The sequence below is a fragment of the Algibacter agarivorans genome (assembly GCF_039543245.1).
Lineage (GTDB): Bacteria > Bacteroidota > Bacteroidia > Flavobacteriales > Flavobacteriaceae > Algibacter_G > Algibacter_G agarivorans.
This window is the reverse complement of sequence record NZ_BAABJJ010000001.1, coordinates 31,393-49,917: the sequence shown is the minus strand read 5'-3', so window position 1 is coordinate 49,917 and position 18,525 is coordinate 31,393. Positions and strand designations below refer to the sequence as shown.

General features: G+C 33.9%; 18 protein-coding genes. 3 read left to right on the top strand and 15 right to left on the bottom strand.

Translation table 11 applies throughout. The features are described from left to right. The first annotated feature begins 32 nt into the window (after window positions 1-32). Window positions 33-320 (top strand): Sec-independent protein translocase subunit TatA/TatB, encoded by a 288-nt coding sequence (locus ABD935_RS00265; RefSeq protein ID WP_345189434.1) that lies wholly within the window; start codon window positions 33-35, stop codon window positions 318-320. Window positions 321-449: 129 nt separating this feature from the next. On the opposite strand, the gene ABD935_RS00260 is transcribed toward ABD935_RS00265, so the two are convergent. The 9 genes from ABD935_RS00260 to kynU all read right to left on the bottom strand — a co-directional run bounded on the left by ABD935_RS00260 (window position 450) and on the right by kynU (window position 9,717). Then, entirely contained in the window at window positions 450-1,094 is a 645-nt protein-coding gene (locus tag ABD935_RS00260) for an O-methyltransferase (RefSeq protein ID WP_345189432.1), read from the bottom strand. 86 nt (window positions 1,095-1,180) lie between these two features. Continuing rightward, a complete protein-coding gene (locus tag ABD935_RS00255; protein WP_345189431.1) occupies window positions 1,181-2,263 on the bottom strand; it encodes an amidohydrolase family protein in 1,083 nt (360 codons plus the stop codon). Window positions 2,264-2,404: 141 nt separating this feature from the next. Then, entirely contained in the window at window positions 2,405-2,938 is a 534-nt protein-coding gene (locus tag ABD935_RS00250) for a 3-hydroxyanthranilate 3,4-dioxygenase (protein ID WP_345189430.1), read from the bottom strand. A 223-nt stretch (window positions 2,939-3,161) separates the two neighbouring features. Further along, window positions 3,162-3,944 (bottom strand): SDR family oxidoreductase, encoded by a 783-nt coding sequence (locus tag ABD935_RS00245; RefSeq protein WP_345189428.1) that lies wholly within the window; start codon window positions 3,942-3,944, stop codon window positions 3,162-3,164. Between the two features lie 174 nt (window positions 3,945-4,118). After that, the gene (locus tag ABD935_RS00240) at window positions 4,119-5,561 is read right to left on the bottom strand and encodes an aldehyde dehydrogenase (protein ID WP_345189427.1); all 1,443 of its coding nucleotides are present in this window, start codon (window positions 5,559-5,561) and stop codon (window positions 4,119-4,121) included. After that, a complete protein-coding gene (locus ABD935_RS00235; RefSeq protein ID WP_345189426.1) occupies window positions 5,554-5,964 on the bottom strand; it encodes an endonuclease domain-containing protein in 411 nt (136 codons plus the stop codon). Before ABD935_RS00235 ends, ABD935_RS00240 begins: the two co-directional genes overlap by 8 nt. Window positions 5,965-6,170: 206 nt before the next feature. Next, window positions 6,171-6,605 carry a RidA family protein gene (locus ABD935_RS00230; protein ID WP_345189425.1) on the bottom strand — a complete coding sequence of 145 codons (435 nt, stop codon included), beginning with the start codon at window positions 6,603-6,605 and terminating at the stop codon, window positions 6,171-6,173. Between the two features lie 310 nt (window positions 6,606-6,915). Beyond that, the gene (locus ABD935_RS00225; RefSeq protein ID WP_345189422.1) at window positions 6,916-8,322 is read right to left on the bottom strand and encodes an FAD-dependent oxidoreductase; all 1,407 of its coding nucleotides are present in this window, start codon (window positions 8,320-8,322) and stop codon (window positions 6,916-6,918) included. Between the two features lie 126 nt (window positions 8,323-8,448). Then, the gene (gene kynU / locus ABD935_RS00220; protein ID WP_345189421.1) at window positions 8,449-9,717 is read right to left on the bottom strand and encodes a kynureninase; all 1,269 of its coding nucleotides are present in this window, start codon (window positions 9,715-9,717) and stop codon (window positions 8,449-8,451) included. A 118-nt stretch (window positions 9,718-9,835) separates the two neighbouring features. Between kynU and ABD935_RS00215 the strand changes: the two genes are divergently transcribed. Beyond that, window positions 9,836-10,255: a (4Fe-4S)-binding protein gene (locus ABD935_RS00215; RefSeq protein WP_345189419.1), complete on the top strand. Its 420-nt coding sequence runs from the start codon at window positions 9,836-9,838 to the stop codon at window positions 10,253-10,255. 110 nt (window positions 10,256-10,365) lie between these two features. Here the strand turns inward: ABD935_RS00215 and ABD935_RS00210 are convergent, their stop codons facing one another. Continuing rightward, window positions 10,366-11,034, bottom strand: coding sequence for a hypothetical protein (locus ABD935_RS00210; RefSeq protein ID WP_345189418.1), 669 nt, complete (start codon window positions 11,032-11,034; stop codon window positions 10,366-10,368). 33 nt (window positions 11,035-11,067) lie between these two features. Here ABD935_RS00210 and ABD935_RS00205 point away from each other — a divergent pair, with 33 nt between their 5' ends. Then, a complete protein-coding gene (locus ABD935_RS00205; protein WP_345189416.1) occupies window positions 11,068-11,868 on the top strand; it encodes a class I SAM-dependent methyltransferase in 801 nt (266 codons plus the stop codon). 65 nt (window positions 11,869-11,933) lie between these two features. Here ABD935_RS00205 and ABD935_RS00200 read toward each other — a convergent pair whose 3' ends face one another. From ABD935_RS00200 to ABD935_RS00180, 5 genes are all read right to left on the bottom strand, one after another. Then, window positions 11,934-13,331, bottom strand: a complete 1,398-nt coding sequence (locus ABD935_RS00200) for a reverse transcriptase family protein (RefSeq protein WP_345189415.1) — start codon at window positions 13,329-13,331, stop codon at window positions 11,934-11,936. Window positions 13,332-13,495: 164 nt separating this feature from the next. Continuing rightward, window positions 13,496-14,716 carry a phosphoribosyltransferase-like protein gene (locus tag ABD935_RS00195; RefSeq protein ID WP_345189414.1) on the bottom strand — a complete coding sequence of 407 codons (1,221 nt, stop codon included), beginning with the start codon at window positions 14,714-14,716 and terminating at the stop codon, window positions 13,496-13,498. Between the two features lie 277 nt (window positions 14,717-14,993). Next, window positions 14,994-15,653, bottom strand: coding sequence for a peptide-methionine (S)-S-oxide reductase MsrA (msrA, locus tag ABD935_RS00190; RefSeq protein ID WP_345189413.1), 660 nt, complete (start codon window positions 15,651-15,653; stop codon window positions 14,994-14,996). An 857-nt stretch (window positions 15,654-16,510) separates the two neighbouring features. Continuing rightward, window positions 16,511-17,290, bottom strand: a complete 780-nt coding sequence (locus tag ABD935_RS00185; protein WP_345189412.1) for a zinc ribbon domain-containing protein — start codon at window positions 17,288-17,290, stop codon at window positions 16,511-16,513. A gap of 3 nt (window positions 17,291-17,293) precedes the next feature. Further along, window positions 17,294-18,388 (bottom strand): Nif3-like dinuclear metal center hexameric protein, encoded by a 1,095-nt coding sequence (locus ABD935_RS00180; protein ID WP_345189585.1) that lies wholly within the window; start codon window positions 18,386-18,388, stop codon window positions 17,294-17,296. Window positions 18,389-18,525: the final 137 nt, after the last annotated feature.

Here is an 18,525-nt window from a genome sequence, read left to right as displayed (position 1 = left end):
TATTCTAACAAAACAAGACCTATATTTGTATCGTGATACAGCAAGCAACATTTTTATTTATTAGCGGAACCGAAATAGCTTTCATACTATTTATTGCGATTATGGTTTTTGGTGCCGATAAATTACCAGAAATAGCACGAGGGTTAGGGAAAGGCATGCGTACGCTTAAAGACGCCACCAATGATATTAAGCACGAAATCACCAAAACTGCCGAAAAAAACGGTCTCGATACCAGCATCACTAAAGATGTGAAAAAAGAACTCAATAAAGTAAAAGACGATATAGAGGATTTTACAGGTTCTGTTAAGCGAAAGTTTTAATAGTATTTTGGGCGTTCCCCTATCGGGGTCAGGCTTTCCGTTCCAAGTCCTCGCTCGTACCTCACTGTGGGCTTTCCTCTACAATCCTTAACGCAGTCTATACGCCAAAGTCATTTTCAGGAACAGATATTATACTTTTCTACTAATAGTCAATCCATCTCGAATAGGTAAAACAACAGTTTCAACACGTGTATCGTTCTTTAAAAGCGCATTATATTCAATAAGGGCCGGAGTAGAAGTGTCTTCCTTTTTAAAAGTGGTTTCCAGAACTTTTCCACTCCATAGTACGTTGTCAGATAAAATAATACCTCCAGTACTCAGTTTGTCGATTATAACATTAAAATAGTTTGAATAGTTCTCTTTATCGGCATCAATAAATATTAAATCGAAGGTTTTTTCTAGTTTTGGTATAATCTCCAAGGCATCACCTAAATGCTGAAAAATCTGTTTGCCATAACCCGAAGCATCGAAATATTTTCGCTGGAAATCCACCAACTCTTCATTGATGTCAATCGTATGTAGTTCGCCATCTTTTTGTATGCCTTCCGCTAAGCATAACGCAGAATAGCCTGTGTAAGTCCCGATTTCTAAAATATTTTTAGGATTTACCAATTTAGAAATCATGCTTAACACCCGACCTTGATAATGGCCGCTTAACATTCTAGGTTGTAAAATCTTTTGGTATGTTTCTCTGCTTAGTTGTCGCAATAATGCAGGCTCATCCTCAGAATGGGCAACCACATAATCATCTAATTCTTCTGGTATAAAATGCATGTTTTTTCTGGTCGAGCGCAGTCGAGACCTAATTTAATGTTTCCTTGTTTAACAACCTCTCGACTGCGCTCGAGGGGACGTAGGAATTAATTTAAAATTCTATTTAATAGTTTTTTCTTAGCATTTTCATCATCGCCACACAACCATTGTATTACATTATCCTCCCAAATGGCATGATATTCCTCTTGATTAATAATCTCTCTTTCAACAGCTAAATCCAGTATCTTACCTGGATAAGATGATTGCGCATCACTTTCCATTTCACCAAGCGGATAAGGGTCGTCAAGTCCCATAATTACTTGTTTTGATCCATGGTTTCTTATTAATAATTCTAAGCCGCCAGTATCGTGTACCAAAGTGTCAAAGAAAATATTTTTGTGCCCAACCGCTTTTCTGGGGTGGTGCTTGCCTTCAAATAAATCGGGTCTGCCATCAAAACCTTGAATACGTCTTCCTAAATTAATTTGTGCTAATTGCCCGCCATGAGCAAAACAAGTACGCATATTTGGAAATTTATCTTGGTAGCCATTTAAGGTTAAAAAATGATAGGCATCGCCACATTGTGCCAACATCCAAATTAAATGGAAACGCCACGAGGTGTTTTCTAATTTTATGAATTTTTCGCCATCATAAGGATGAATTTCAACAGCTAAATTATATTTATCCGCCAATTCAAAAATTGGCTCATTCTCTTCGTCAAAAATACAACGCCATGTGCCAATAGTATCCATGTAATGTGTTGGTAAACAAAGTAATTGCATACCATGGTTTTCTACACAGCGTTCAATTTCCCAGCAAGCACTTCTTAAAAAACCAGGATGCACCACAAAACCGCAGGTAAATTTACTTGGGTTTTCATGTTGGATTTTGGCATTAAAATCATTCTGAAAGCGTAGTGCTTTCTTCATTTCCTCAACGCGTAAACCGTTACCGTATAATTGAGACAGGTTTAGAACAACGGCATGGTCTATTTTGTTGCGTTCCATCCATTCAAGTTTTTCATGCAAGAAAAAACTAGAATCAGTAACAGGCCTGCTCCAATCTTTTTGAAGCATAAATTTCCGGTCTTTATCTACCCAAAAAATCCCTTTTTCTCGCATATAATCTGGTATTTCCTCGGGGTAGGGAAGTAGGTGTGAGTGGCCGTTTATTCTAAGTTTAGGTTTCATGTTGAAATCCTGAGAGGTCAGGAATCTTTAAATTAAATTTCCATTTTGTTATTCTGTCCCGATTACTATCATGATTGTTTCAGAATCTTGTGCTTATTTTTCATTTCTTAAAAGGATTTTGTTTCCCCTTAGGGATGGCTTTTAATCTATTTTCACTTTTGTGGGCGGCTGCATAATTTTTCCGCAATTTGGGCAACTTCGTTTGTCTTTATCCTTATAATATTTGTCAAATATCTTTGGCATATCTGTTTCAATATTATCCAAAGTAAAATCTTCTTCATAAAGTTTAGTTACACAATTTTCGCAAAACCAAAGTAGTGCATCACGCATCCCTTCGGGTCTTTTATATTCTATAACTAGCCCAACAGTATTGGCGCCTCGTTGCGGAGAATGCGGCACTTTAGGGGGTAATAAATAAATATCACCCTCTTTAATATGTACATCTTTAGGGGTGCCTTTATCAATTATTTTTAAAATCATATCACCTTCAACTTGATAGAAGAACTCTGGAGTTTCATTATAATGATAATCCTTTCTGCTATTTGGTCCACCAACAACCATGACGATAAAATCGCCATCTTTCCAAACCACTTTATTACCAACTGGTGGTTTTAAAAGATGTCTATTTTCTTCAATCCAAGCTTTAAAATTTATTGGAGATGTTAAATTACTCATAGTCTCATGTTTTGGGCGTTACCACAAGGGTCAGGCTAACCGCTATATCTTTTTTGTGCTAACTTATTTCAGTATCTCATCAAGTACGCTGAATTATAGTAAAATAACGTTTATTAGATACTTTAGAGTTCACCAAAAAAGGATGCCGCTTCTATCCTTAACGCAAATTCGTTACTAATATACGAACCCCTTAAATTTTATTAAAACTATCGTAGTTAAAATATTATAAAGATTTGGTGCGTCCACCATCAACGGGGACATTAATCCCAGTAACATAACTCGCAGCCTCACTAGCTAAAAATGTAATAACATGGGCAGTTTCTTCTGGTTGTGCAAAGCGTTTTGCAGGCGCATAATTTTTCATAATTTCGGTCATATCTTCAATAGACCTATCCTCAATCTTCGCCTTAATTTTAATAATTTCAGATAAGCGTTCAGTATCTGTAAATCCAGGTAGCACATTGTTAACCGTAATACCAAATTCAGCAACTTCAATAGATAAGGTTTTACCCCAATTGCCGACAGCTCCTCTAATGGTGTTACTGACGCCTAATCCTGGGATTGGTTCTTTTACTGAGGTTGAAATAACATTAATAATTCTACCAAAACCTGCTTCTTTCATAAACGGGATTGTGGCCTGTGCTAAAAGATGATTGCATTTTAAATGCATTGTAAACGCATTTTCAAAGGCTTCTAAACTAGCCGTTAAAATCCCTCCACTTGGTGGTCCCCCAGTATTGTTTATCACAATATGAAACCCATGTTCCTTTTCAATAAATTTAATCACTTGCTCTTGCAACTCTCTAGGGTTAGAAAAATCAGCGACTATGTAACTATGGTTTCTGTGCGCTGGTAATTCAGCTAAAACTTCTTTTAGTTTTTCTCTATTCCTAGCAACCAGAGTTACGTTTACACCTTCAGCGGCCAAAGCTAAAGCTGTTGCTCTTCCTATACCTTGTGTGCTTCCGCAAACTAATGCGTTTTTGTTGTTTAGTTTTAAATCCATAATAAGCCCCTCCTAATCCCGATTTTAATCGGGAAACTCTTAACGGGGACAAAGAGTTAGTTAAACTTTATTTTTTATTTTTTTAGATACTGAAACAATCCCGATAGTAATCGAGACAGCATTGCAATATTATTGATTCCGTTTCAATTCAAAAGATTCCCGCCTTCGCAGGAACTAGTATTTTATGCATACATTTTTAGCTTCAGTAAAAAAACGTAACGCTTCAAAACCACCTTCACGACCAATGCCAGAAGCTTTTATTCCGCCAAAAGGCGTTCGTAAATCGCGTAACATCCATGTATTTACCCAAACAATACCTGCTTGTAATTGATTGCTCATGTGCATGGTACGTTTAAGATTGTTAGTCCATAGTGTTGCCGATAGACCATACTTGACTTTGTTCGCCATTTGTAAAACGTCAGCTTCAGTTTTAAAAGGCATGATGGTTACAACTGGACCAAATATTTCTTCTTGATTGACTCTACAGTCATTAGTTTCAATTTCAATAATTGTGGGTTCTAAATAATAACCATTTTCAAAATGTTTTACCGTTACTCGATTCCCACCACAAAGTATTTTTCCTCCTACATCTTTAGCAATATCAATATAATTTAAAACCTTTTCTAAATGTGGTTTTGAAACTAAAGCACCAATATCTGTAGAGCCTTCCGATGGGTGACCAATTTTAAGTTGTTTTACTTTTTCAACAAAGTCTACTTTAAATTTATCATAAATTGAAGCTTCAATAAAAATGCGACTTCCACATAAACAAATCTGTCCTTGATTGGCGAATGAGGAGCGTACCGTAGTTTCCAACATATCATCATAATCGCAGTCAGCAAAAATAATGTTTGGGTTTTTACCTCCAAGTTCCAATGATAACTTTTTAAACATAGGCGCAGCAACTTTGGCTATATGCGCTCCAGTTGAGGTTCCGCCTGTAAACGAAATCGCTTTAATATCTGGATGTTCAATAATAGCTTCACCTGTGGTAGTGCCTAATCCATGAACAATATTTAGAACTCCTTTAGGTAAACCTGCTTCATTGCAAATTTCTCCAAGTAAATAAGCGGTCATTGGTGTTACTTCGCTAGGTTTGGCAACCACACAATTTCCTGCGGCAATGGCTGGCGCAATTTTCCAAGTAAAAAGATAGAGAGGGAGGTTCCAAGGCGAAATGCAGCCTACAACCCCAATAGGTTGTCTTAAGGTGTAATTTATGGCGTTTTGACCAACGCTTTCATGGCTTTCACTAGCAAATTGTGTAATAGCATTTCCAAAGAATCTAAAATTGCTTGCTGCTCTGGGAATATCTATAACTTTTGCTAAACTAATCGGTTTGCCATTGTCTTTACTTTCTGCTTCTGCGAAGCGTTGTAGGTTTGCATCTAGTAATTCTGAAATTTTAATGAGTATTCTACTTCGTTCCTCTAAAGTGGTTTGAGACCACTGCCTAAAGGCAGATTTGGCACTTTGATATGCGTTTTCTACATCTACTTTTGATGAGTTTGGGATTTGTCCGTAAACGTCTCCATTGGCTGGATTGTAATTGTCAATCCACTCATTGTTGATTGGGTTTTCAAACTTCCCGTTTATATAGTTTTTGATTTTAATCATACCTATTGTTTTTCCCCTCCTTGGAGGGGTTAGGGGTGGGTTTCATATCCCAAATTACTTTTTTAATCTCCTCTAAGACCCAGCTCAAATTATGCTTTACATCCAAATCGCTGAATTTGACAATATATACTCCTAAAGATTCTAACCGACTTTGGCGAAGCGAGTCCTTTTCTTGTTGTCCTTCCGTGAAGTGAATGGTGCCATCAACTTCAATGGCCAATTGGAGGTCTTTACAGTAAAAATCTACTATAAAATTATCAATTGGGATTTGTCTATTAAATCTTACTCCCAGCTTTTTGTTGTTTATTTCACGCCATAATGTAATTTCTCCCAAAGTCATATTGTTGCGAAGTTTTTTCGCAAGAGGTACTAAATCTGGATTATATGGAATGATTTTTCTCATAACGCTACCCACCCCTTAATCCCCTCCCAAGAGGGGAATGTTGTACGGTTTATTTTATGCTTATGTTTAATTATGATAATTGTTATTTAGATTTAATCTCTACTACTTCCCCTCTTGGGAGGGGAACACTTCGTAACTTGTTTGATGTTTATATCTAATTAAAATAATCAAAGGTTTTAAAAAGCATAGCAAAAAAATGATTTTATCTATAACTTTTTAAAGGCCACAACCTTAATCTCCACCACCAAATCTGGATGCGGTAATTGATGTACTGCAATTGTTGTTCGTGTTGGTCCGGTTTCTTTATCAAAAAATGTAGCGTAAGTTTTGTTATAACCTGCAAAATCGTTCATATTCACTAAAAATGTAGTGACATCTATTATATCTTTTAATACTGCACCTTCTTTAGCTAAGTTCTTTTCTATATTCTTTAAAACTTCACGAGTTTGAACTTCAATATTTAGATACTTAGTTCCCATATCATCAATAATATCAACACCAGCAATAGTATTGTCTGCTCTTCGAGAACTGGTCCCAGATACAAAAATAAAATCGCCAACACGTTTAGTATGCGGGTATGCACCTCTTGGGATTACTTTAGTTCCTTCAGAAGCAGGAATCTCATTCTTTTCGTTACTCATAATTTATATTTCCTTTTTTTTATCGTTCATTTTGTCTTGATACAAAACCCTTCGACGGCACTCAGGATAAACCAAGTCAAAAATCAAATCAATCTGAAGAAATTGCTAAAGCACCATTCACTTTTGGAATTATGCGCTTAAAGCTGCGCTTTGCGACTTCATTCCTTTGCTCTTTATTTCTGCAGATTACTGATTCCGATGGAGTCGGAACTTGGGTGTTGACTTCCTGTTATGTTTTTTAAAATTACAAATTATTTTTTCAAGTTTTCTAACTTCTAACTTCTAACTTCTAACTTCTATCTTCTAACTTCTATCTTTGGTACAATCCGGCAATTCTGTCGTCTTCAAGAATCGCTTCGGTTTCTTGTTTTACTTTGTATAAAATGTCTTTTAAATTTCCATTTATATCAATTTTTTTATCTGAAAGCATATTTAATATGGCTTTGTCTTGCGCACGTCCTCTTAGCATGGCTTCTCTATATCCTATATCTTCCTTAAACGTTACTAACGAATACTTTGAAGAATAGTCATTTGGGAATTCTTTTTCTAAAGCCATTTCCAATTTACGCTTTTCTTGGAAGATTACTTGATTTACGTGCCCTTTCATTTCATGAAAATTATCAATAGCTAAGTCAGCTATAGCATCGGTGTCTTTTTTACGAGTGTTTTCATAAGTTTTAAAGATAGCTTCCCAATCGCCTAAGTTTTGGTCTAAGACTTTATCAAACTCAACCACATCTTCAAATGAAGCATTCATACCTTGGCCGTAAAACGGAACAATAGCATGTGCTGCGTCGCCCATTAATAGCGTATTGCCTTTATAGTGCCAAGGGGAGCATTTTATAGTGCCTAATGGTGCTGTTGGGTTTTCAAAGAAATCATTAACTAGATTTGGCATGAGCGCTAAAGCATCAGGAAACGCTTCTTGGAAGAATTCTAGAACACGGTTATCAGTTGTTAGATTATTGAAATTGTATTTGCCTTCATCGTAACTTAAAAAAAGCGTTACAGTAAAACTACCATCTAAATTCGGTAAAGCTATCAGCATTAAATTACCACGAGGCCAAATATGCAGTGCATTTTTGTAAGTTTTATAATCGCCATTTTCTTTAGGTAGAATGCTAAGTTCTTTATAGCCATGAGTTAAATAGTCTTGAGAAAAACTAAATAAGAATTTCTTGCCTAAATAATAACTTTTTCGCATTGCCGAACCGGCACCATCTGTAGCGATTATAATATCTGCATCTTCAACAAATTCATCTTTGGTGTTGTGATCTTTAAATAATGCAGTCGTTTTTTCAAAATCAACGGATTTGCATTTTTTATTGAAATAAATGTTTACGTTTTTGTGTTTCTCAGCTTCATCTAAAAGTAAGGCGTTCAATTCGCCACGTGAAATAGAATTGATATATTCATAGTCACGACCGCTATAATTTGATTGAAAGGTATTGCCATGTGCATCATGAATCATTCTACCAGTCATGGGTATACATAGTGATTTAACTTTGTCTTCTAAACCAACCAATTTTGTAGCCTTATTGCCACGATTTGAAAATGCTAAGTTTATGGAACGGCCGGCACTAATATCTACTTTTCGTAAATCTGGGCGCATTTCGTAAACGGATACGTTATAGCCTCTTTGTCCTAATCTTAAGGCTAAAAGGGAACCGCAAAGTCCTGCTCCAATTATTAATACGTTTTGTTGTTTTTCTTTCATCTTTGTCATTCCCGCGAAGGCGGGAATCTCATGATTTTAGTATTTATTATAATTTAACCCTTCCGTCTTCATTCCAAGGTGTTGGAATGAATCCACCTTCCCTTGAAAAAAGGGAAGGAGTTCTTGCTATCGTGTTATTCCTTTCAACTTCTCAACTAATCTATAAACATCTTCAAAAGAATTATAAAGCGGTACAGGAGCGCACCTAATAACATCGGGTTCGCGCCAATCGCTAATTATTCCAACTTCAGTTAATTTATTGTGTAATGTTTTATCCGCATTTTTAACTTGTATCGATAATTGGCAACCACGTTCTTTTGGATTGCTTGGTGTAATAATTTTAATCGTGTCTTCTCCTAATTGGTTCAATAAAAACTCAAAATAGCCTGTTAGCTTTTTAGATTTAGCGATTAGTTTATCAATACCAACATCATTAAACATATCTAAAGACCCTTTTATAGCAGCCATAGATAGAATAGGCGGATTACTCAATTGCCAACCTTCGGCTCCTGGTAGTTGGTCAAAATCATCACGCATATTAAAGCGAGTTTGTTTGTTATGGCTCCACCAGCCTGTAAATCGGTTTAAATCTTTACGGTGTGCGTGCCGTTCATGCACAAAACAACCTGCTAAACTTCCTGGGCCAGAATTCAAATATTTATAGGTGCACCAAACGGCAAAATCTGCTCCAGAATCATGCAGGTTCAATGCTACATTTCCTGCGCCATGGGCACAATCAAAACCCACGTTACAGCCATGCTTATGTCCTAATTTCGTAATGTGTTTTAAATCAAAAAACTGACCCGTATAATAATTCACGCCACCAATCATAATGAGAGCTATGTCGTTGCCTTGTTCATCAAGAATAGATTCTAAATCTTCATAATTCAACAATTCTTCTCCTTTTCGAGGTTTCCAAAGGATTAATCCTTCTTTGTCATCAAAACCATGATGGCGTAGTTGAGACTCAACAGCATATTTATCAGAAGGAAACGCATCACTTTCAATAAGTATTTTATAACGCGTTTTGGTGGGTTTGTAAAACGACACCATCATGAAGTGTAAATTGGCAGTGAGCGTATTCATAACAATCACTTCAATAGGTTTAGCACCTACCACTTTTGCCATACTTTCGGTTAAAGATTCATGATAGTGCAACCAAGGGTTTTTAGCTTCCAAATGACCTTCAACACCTAAATTTGCCCAGTCTTCTAGTTCTTGATTTACATAAGCTTTGGTTTGCTTAGGTTGTAACCCGAGTGAATTGCCAGTCATATAAATCCACGGGTTCCCTTGTTTGTCCTTTGGGATGTGGAACTGACTTCGGTAAGCTTTAAGTTCATCATTTTGGTCTTGTTGTAAAGCGTATTCAAGACCTGTTTTATAGTCGGACAAAGTGTGTTGGTTTATGGGTTTCTAACAAAAATAAGAATTATAAAGTTAGAAATGAACACGAACAACAGAAGTTTAAAAGGCGTCTATTTTTTTGTATATTTAGTAAAAAGTTAAAGCTATGGGAAAAATAAAGGAATATTCAAATGGAGAAATAACAGTGGTTTGGGAAGCTGAAAAGTGTATTCATTCTGGAATTTGTGCTAAAGGATTACCAGCGGTATTTCGACCTAGACTGAGACCGTGGATAAAAATGGATACTGCAAAAACCGAAGCTATTATAAACCAAGTGAAGCAATGTCCTTCTGGCGCGTTGCGTTATTATATGAATGCTGAAGATGATAAAACCTCTGAAATTCTAGAAACTAAAGTTGAAGTTTTAGAAAATGGTCCTTTGCTGGTTTATGGTACACTTAAGGTCGTTGCTAAAGATGGTTCTTCTGAAATTAAGAATAAAACAACTGCTTTCTGTAGATGTGGAAAATCAAACAACAAACCATATTGCGATGGGGCACATATTAAAGCAGAATTTAAAGGTTAATTTGAAAATGAAAAAACGCTATAATCTATAAGCGATAAAGCTGAAAAATAATACGAAGCTTTATATGCCCACTTTTATTGTGGTTTTACTAATACCGAAATCGCGAAATTTTACTCTTTTAAAACTTTAATGTTTGTAAAATTTAAATTCCAGTTGCCTTCAGGTTTTTTATGATTTAATGCTATTTTAATACCATTAAAATCTTGATGGTTTTCAAAAGTTGCTATCAATGAAGGTTCTTTTTGATTCCCTTTTCTGAAAATCCATTCTTTAATTAAAAAATCATCTCCGAAATAAATGTCGTAAGCATCTCCTGGAGTATAACCACCTTCATTGGGATAGCTTATGGTAATTTTGTTTAGTTGAATTTTGTTGATTGGGCTTTCTTCTTTAGTAGCTTCAGAAATCGTTGCGCTTTCATCCCAAACTAACTGAAAAGGAACTAATAACCAATATTTATCATTTATAAAACTACGATCTGTTTTTGTGAGGGTTGAATCTATTTTATTTCTGTTGTAGGTTAGCGTGTCTTTTTTGCTAAAAGATGTTACTTCATTGGTTTTAGGTTTCCAAATCCATGAACGTCCAAAATGGCTGCTGTCTTTGTTTACATTAAAAGCGAATTGAATTTCAGAAACCTGTTTCCAGTTTTCAAAACCATGCGCGTTGGCAATTTTTTCGGCAATGGATATTGGTTTAGATTCAACCTGCTTTTTGTTTTCTTTTTTACAAGCAACAAATACAAGCATGGTAAAAGTAATATAAATGAAGTTTTTCATAATTTAGATTTTTTGTAAAGATATAATTTGAAGATGATTAATAACGACAATTATTTTAGGACTAACAAAGCCACTTGGAATGATAAGGTAAAAGTGCATGCCAACAGCGATATGTATAATATGGAAGCTTTTAAAAAAGGAAAATCCTCTTTAATGCCTTATGAATTAGAAGCTTTAGGCGATGTTTCTGGAAAATCGTTATTGCATTTACAATGCCATTTTGGACAAGACACCTTGAGTTGGAGCAGGATGGGAGCGAAATGCACAGGTGTAGATTTGAGTGATGAAGGCATTAAACTGGCGCAGCATTTAAATAATGAATTAAAGCTTGACGCTGAATTTGTTTGCTGTAATGTTTTGGATACTTCGGAATTTGTAAAAGATACTTTTGATATTGTTTTTACCAGTTATGGTGTGATTGGTTGGTTGCCAGATTTGAAACCTTGGGGTAAAATGATTGCTGAACGATTAAAAAAAGGAGGTACATTTTTTATGGCTGAATTCCACCCGATAGTTTGGATGTTTGATTATTTAGATGATAAACCCGTTATGAAATATGGTTATATGCAAGACGACGTAATTTATGAAGCATATGAAGGGACTTACGCTAACCAAGAATCAAAAATGGTAAGTAAAGAATATGGATGGAACCATGGTTTAAGCGAGGTTATTAATGCGTTAACTGAAGCTGGATTACAAATTGAGTTTTTGAAAGAATATGACGAAAGCCCTTATGATGTATTACCAAATTTGAAAAAAACAGATTCTGGAATGTTTGTAACCGAAGATAAGTTGTATCCTTTGATTTTTACTTTGAAGGCTATGAAGGTTTAGGTTTTAAATTTTGAGAGAATTTACTTGAATTTTATTTGTTATATCCGCATGTTGTGCTTTCGTTTTTATTCCCATTCTAAATCGTTGAACTTATCCCAAAGTTTTTTAGCTTTTCTAGGTTCAATATCGTGAATGAAAGCTATGTTTCCTGCTAACCATTCTTTAAATTGTTTTTTATTTTCAATACCAGTATTTTTTTTATGATTTTCAACACCATTTATCTTACAGTAATGTAAAATTTGTCTTATTTCTCTCTTCCTTTTTCTAGGAATACGTACTCCATCATTAATTGCTAATCCAGTTACGTATTGTTTACTTCCTTTAGAATAAAACCCTATTTTATCAGTATTCGTAAAAAAGCCTTCTTCTCTAATAATTTTGTTTATTAATTTTAAAGTCGGTAAGTCCGATTTACGACCTGAGAATGTTATATCATCCGCATATCTCGAATATTTACAGTTGCATTTAAGAGCTAACTTATTTAATCTATTGTCCAGTCTTCTGCATATAATATTTGAAATGGAAGGACTAGTTGGTGCTCCTTGAGGAATAATCTTAGGTTTCTTTTCTACTAGTTTTTTTAATTCAGGATGTTTGTTTAAGTCTATTTGATTCCAAAACCACTCTTTATGTTTCGCGGTTGTAAGACTTGCCAGTAGTCGAGCTAAATTCGGGTGATAACCAAATTGCTTAAACATACCAAAAACTCTTTCTTGAGTAATTGTATCAAAGAATTTAAGCAAATCTATATTTAAGATACATTCTTGGTTTATGTGAATTTTTGCATTGTTTTTAATTGAACGATTTTTAATAAAACCGAAGCAATTAGGGTGAATTTCTATTTGATTTAGGATGTAGAAATTAATCCATCTTTGAATATTTTTGAGTTGCCCTTTCGGTGCCATAATTTCTCTATGACCACCATTTTTTTTCTTTATTTTAAAAAATTTATAATTACTATTTATAACATTATATTCATTTATATCATCGTAATAAAAATCTTCTTCGTTTTCAAATGGTGCATTTTCTTTAAATGAGTTATCTAGTAATGAGGCATTAGATTTTTCTTCATTTATATTTTCAAATGGTTGAATCTCATTTAATATGTCATCTATTAATAATTGGTCGTTAGCTTCTTTACGTTTCTTATAAAAAGGATTATATTTTTTATTTAAAGAAGTAAGGTATAGTTTTATTGATTCTAACCATTTTTTTGATTTCTTAATTTGATAGTTGTAGAGAACCGTTTTATTTTTTACATCAAAAAAATTGCCATATTCTGCAATGCTTAACAATTCTGAGGGCTTAATATTTAAGCACTTTGATAGATGGGTAATAGAAAATATGATAGGCAAATTATTTTCTTTAAGTCTCTTTGTATAAGTGTCAATGTCTTTTATAAAGACTTTTGAATGACGTTTAGCTTTTGCCTTTTTTTTATAATTTTCAATAGGAATGGACATAATATAATAGTTACTTCTTACTTGAATAGCAGACTGAGTTTGCTCAGGCTGTTAATGGTGGTGCTTTTGGCACAAAATGTATCACCATTAAGATGTTTAGATGTATTATAATACCACGACGAATACATCGTGGAACTTCATATAGAAGTATAAGCTAACTCTTATTATGTCCTCCCATTGAATTTTTTAGGTATATAAAACACATTATTTGGGTTTTCAAAATTATGTTTCCAATAAAGGTCGTAATCATATTTGTTTTTTAACGAATTTATGTGATTATATTCAATTGTTCCAATATCAGTAAAATTGCCGTCAATAGTAAATAAACCTCTATTGTAGCCGTCTTTAATTAATTCATCATAATCAAAAAGTCTAATGTCTAACTTCTGACAGATTGAGGCTAAATTTGCTCCATTTTTTTTAAGTCTCATAACACAGAGTAATAAAACATCGTTTTGAGTAATGTAGGAATTTAATTTACCATCATCTTCTTTAATAATTCCAGTTATTAAAGCATAATTATTTTTAAATACTAGTTTAGCTTTATGTAAAAGAAAAGCAGACTCTTTTCTGTAATCCTTAGCTTCACTTATAATATCATTCGCAAAACGTGGAAATAGAGGATGCCAATTATTAGCACTACTCCAGATTATTGGTAAAGTATTATTTGGTGTTCTGTAGCAAAATGAAATTAGTTCTTGTGAATTTTTGTATCCAAGTGATAAACTAACTTTCTTTTTTACTCCATCTTTATTAATATCCCAAATAAAAAATTGTTCACCATATTTATGACAAAATTCACGAATCACTTTCATTTTTTTTTCATAACCGAAAACGGAACCTCTTCTCGAAAAAGCTCTTTTTCGGGGTTGAGATATTATATTCCAGTTGGGAAGCTTTAAATTAAGATATGATTCTCCATTTTCTGATATGTATAGAGATAAAATATAGGTTGAATCTAACTCGGAATAATATTGTTTGTGTAGTTTAAATATTACCTTATTAATAAAATTATAAATTTGATGTCCACTACCTATATAATCATCAAAAATTACCAGTACAGCATTTTTTTTTAAATCGTTTTTAAATTTTTGACCATTTCTAGAATTAGATAAAAAAATAATCCTATTACTTTGTTCATCAGGTAAATTTTCAATTATTTTTTTTATATAATAAGTCATTAACTGTGAGCTTTTACCTGAGCCAGTCGTTATATCTTGAACTTTTGAAGGAAGTAAGAATATTTTATCTTCTTTTCTTATTGAATCAAATAAATTTTCAAGAAGATGTTTATATTGGGCATATATTTCCTCCTCAGAAACATAAGTAATTTTTTCTGCTACAGTTAATGCTTTAGTCCAATCTTCTTTTTCAAAGTTATCCAACCATCTTAAAACTCTTAAAGGGGAAATTCCGCTGGCTTTTAGATTTGAATTACAGCACTTTTCTATTCTGTTATGAATTATTTTTGTTTCCAGATAATTTTTATTTTTTCATAAGGTTTGATGAAATGAAGCACAACTCGTTATATAGTAACTTTTATTACCGATATCCCGTAAATAAGTAGGGATATGGTAAGTTTTTTGTTACCGTTATCCCGTAAAGGTAATTAATTTTTCTTACGTAAAAATCAAAAAAATATTATATAAAAGTGATTTGTTTTTAATGACTTGCTTTAAGCAAATCCTTAGGGAACTTAGCCTTAAATCGATTTAGTCTTGGAATAGATACATTTTGAATATAAGGATGGTTGGGATGCAATTTTTCATAATCTTGATGATAATCTTCTGCTATCCAGAATTTTTGAAACGGATACACTTCTGCTGCTATTTTAGCATGGAGTGTCTTAGTTAAAGCGGCTTTCTTTTTTAGAATGATTTGTTTTTGTTCGTCATTTTGGTAAAAAATAATAGAACGGTATTGTGAGCCTCTGTCGTTTCCTTGTCCGTTTACTTGGGTTACATTTTGCGATGCAAAATACACATCCACTAAGGTTTCAAAACTTACGATTTTGGGGTCGTAAATGATTTCTACAGCTTCGGCATGTCCTGTTCTGCCTGTGTTGCTAGATGCGTAAGTTGGGTTTTTTGTATGCCCACCGGAATATCCTGAAATAGACTCGTCTACACCTTTTACGCTTTCATAAATGGCTTCTACACACCAAAAACAACCACTGGCAAAATAGGCTCTGGCTTTTCCGTTTTTTAATGGAACTTCTATAGGTTCTGCATTAATTACAGCGTCTTGTTCTTTTTTTGTTTGTGCTGTGTTTTGGCAACTGAAGAATAGGGTTAACGCTAATATTGGGATGATGTGTTTCATGGTTTCATTTTTCTTTTTATAATAGACGTTTAAAAATACGAAACCTTAAATGGTTTTATGTGAAATTTGTTTTATAATAAAGCTTCAATTTATGTCATTGGAATTTTTTTTAATGTTGAAAGTGGTTTAATGTGATAGGTTGTTTTTTTCTATGTTCATTTTGCCTTGATGCACTATTTAGCTTTTTTAGGAATGTCTAGGAGACATTTAAAGCTAAATACAAAAACCAAAAAATCAAGTCCAAGTCAAGGAATTTTTTATCGCGATTTTTGTTGGGATGAAAACCGATTTGATAAAGGCTGCGTCGGACTTTGTTCTCCTGCTCTCGGAGCTTTTCTTCTTCTATTCTACACCTTGGCGTTCAATTCTTTGAATTGATATGGGGGTTGATTTTTTGTTGAGGTTTTGGTTTGCTAAGCTTTTTAAAAAAATACCCACCCCTTAATCCCCTCCAAGGAGGGGAAACTCATACGCAACAGTTTCCCCTCCTTGGAGGGGATTAAGGGGTGGGTCCAGCAAAGCTATTTAATCATTATTATACCAAGTAGAAAATAATTTATTTTTTAGTTGATTATAAAGAACTTAATTTTCAAGTACACTAACTACCTGCTAACTGCAAACCGACTACTGCAAACTGTCCCGCGTTAGGGATTGCAGTGGCATCCTTTTTAAAACTTATAATCGATAAATTTAGTATAGAACTATAAATTGGCAGATTGCCACGTCGCTTACTCCTCGCAATGACGTTTTAAAAAGATATAACGGAAAGCCCGACCCTTTCGGGTAACGCCCAAATTATTGAGCATAAAAAAAACCTTCAGTTTCCTGAAGGTTTTAAATATCTATTTGGAAATGGATTATAGTTTAGAAAACATTTTTTCCATTTTTGCTTTTTGTTCTTCGGCTAACTCAGCGTCGACCAAAATACGTCCACTGTGCTCATCGGTAATTACTTTTTTACGAGAAGCAATCTCTACTTGTACTTGTGGTGGAATTGTAAAGAAAGACCCGCCAGCAGCGCCTCTTTCAATTGGTACAACCGCTAAGCCATTTTTAACGTTGGTTCTAATTCTGGTATAAGCAGCAACCAAACGCGCTTCAATCTGTTTTTTGTAATCTTCAGATTTACCAATTAAAGCTTGCTCTTCTTTTTCAGTTTCAGCTAAAATTGCATCTAACTCACTTTTCTTGTGCTTTAAGTGATTTTCACGCTCTTTTAAACGTTCTTTAGTTTCTGCAATCACTTCTTTTTTCTGCTCAATTTGAACCTTGAATTCTTTAATGTGCTTATCAGCCAATTCAATTTCTAATTCTTGAAATTCAACTTCTTTAGTAAGTGAATTGAATTCCCTGTTATTTCTAACGTTTTTTTGTTGTTCAGCATATTTTTTCATTAAAGCTTTTGACTCTTCAATCAAATTCTTTTTGCTAGTAATATCGTTATCAATAACTTCTAAATTAGAAACCAATTTTTCTAATCTCATGTTTAATCCAGCAACTTCATCTTCTAAGTCACGAACTTCTAAAGGAAGTTCTCCACGAACATTTCTTATTTCATCTATACGAGAATCGATGAGTTGTAAATCGTATAAAGCTCTTAAGCGCTCTTCAACAGTTACTTCTTTCTTTTTAGCCATACTTTAAAAATACTTAACAGGATTGGTGTTTATCTGTGATAAAATGATTGCAAAATTAGTAATTTTTTTTGTAAGATGTGCTACTAAACCATTTTTTGTGAACTGTTCACTTTCATAATGTCCAATATCGGCTAAAAGGATGCTGTTTTCGGCAGTAAAAAAGTCATGATATTTTAAATCGGCAGTTATAAAAGCATCAGCACCAGATAGTTTAGCGGCTTGTATTGCAAAACTACCAGAGCCTCCCAGAACAGCAATTTTTTTAATTTTTTTGTTTAAAAATGATGAATGCCTGATGCATTTCGTGTTCATAGTGGTTTTTATATAAGCTAAGAAGCTAGATTCATCCATAGGTTCTTCTAATTCGCCAACCATACCCATGCCAATATTCTGGTTTTTGTTCTCTAAAGTTGTTATTTCATAAGCCACTTCTTCATAAGAATGATTTTTAAAAAGCGCTTGAAGTAGTTGTTGCTCTAAATGTTTACCATAGGTTATCGTAATTTTTGTTTCTTCTTCAGTATGAATCCTGCCTTTTTTGCCTATAGTTGGATTGGAGGCGTCATTGCCGTTAAATGTCCCATAACCTTCTACATTAAAGCTACAGTCATTATAATTTCCAATACTACCGGCTCCAGTTTCAAATAAAGCAGTTCTTAGTTGCTCTGCTTCATCTTTAGGGACATAGGTGGTTAATTTTTTTATGGTTTCGCTTTGCGGTATTAAAATACGTTTATTTTTTAGCTTCAACTGGTTACAAATCATATCATTTACACCTTGTAGTGCATTGTCTAAAGCGGTATGCATGCTATAAATGGCTATATCATTTTTAATGGCTTTCATGACAACCCGCTCCACATAATTTTTGCCAGTAAGTTTCTTTAAACCTTTAAAAATAATAGGGTGGAAGCTTATAATAAGATTGCATTTTTCTGTTATGGCTTCATCTACAACGGCTTCAAGTGTGTCTAAAGTGACTAAAACACCCGTTATTTTTGTGTTTTTATTGCCGACTAAAAGCCCAACATTATCAAAGTCTTCAGCGTAAGCTAAAGGAGCAAGTGCTTCTAAATGGTTTATGACGTCTTGTACAATCATATTATTTGTGTTTAAATATAATGAACTCATCTTGACTTTTTCTATTTCCTAAAAAATGTCTGAAATTCGTCCATATTTCATCTATTTTCTTATGCTTAGCAATGCTATGCCTTTCAAAAATAGTTTCATCTGAACAA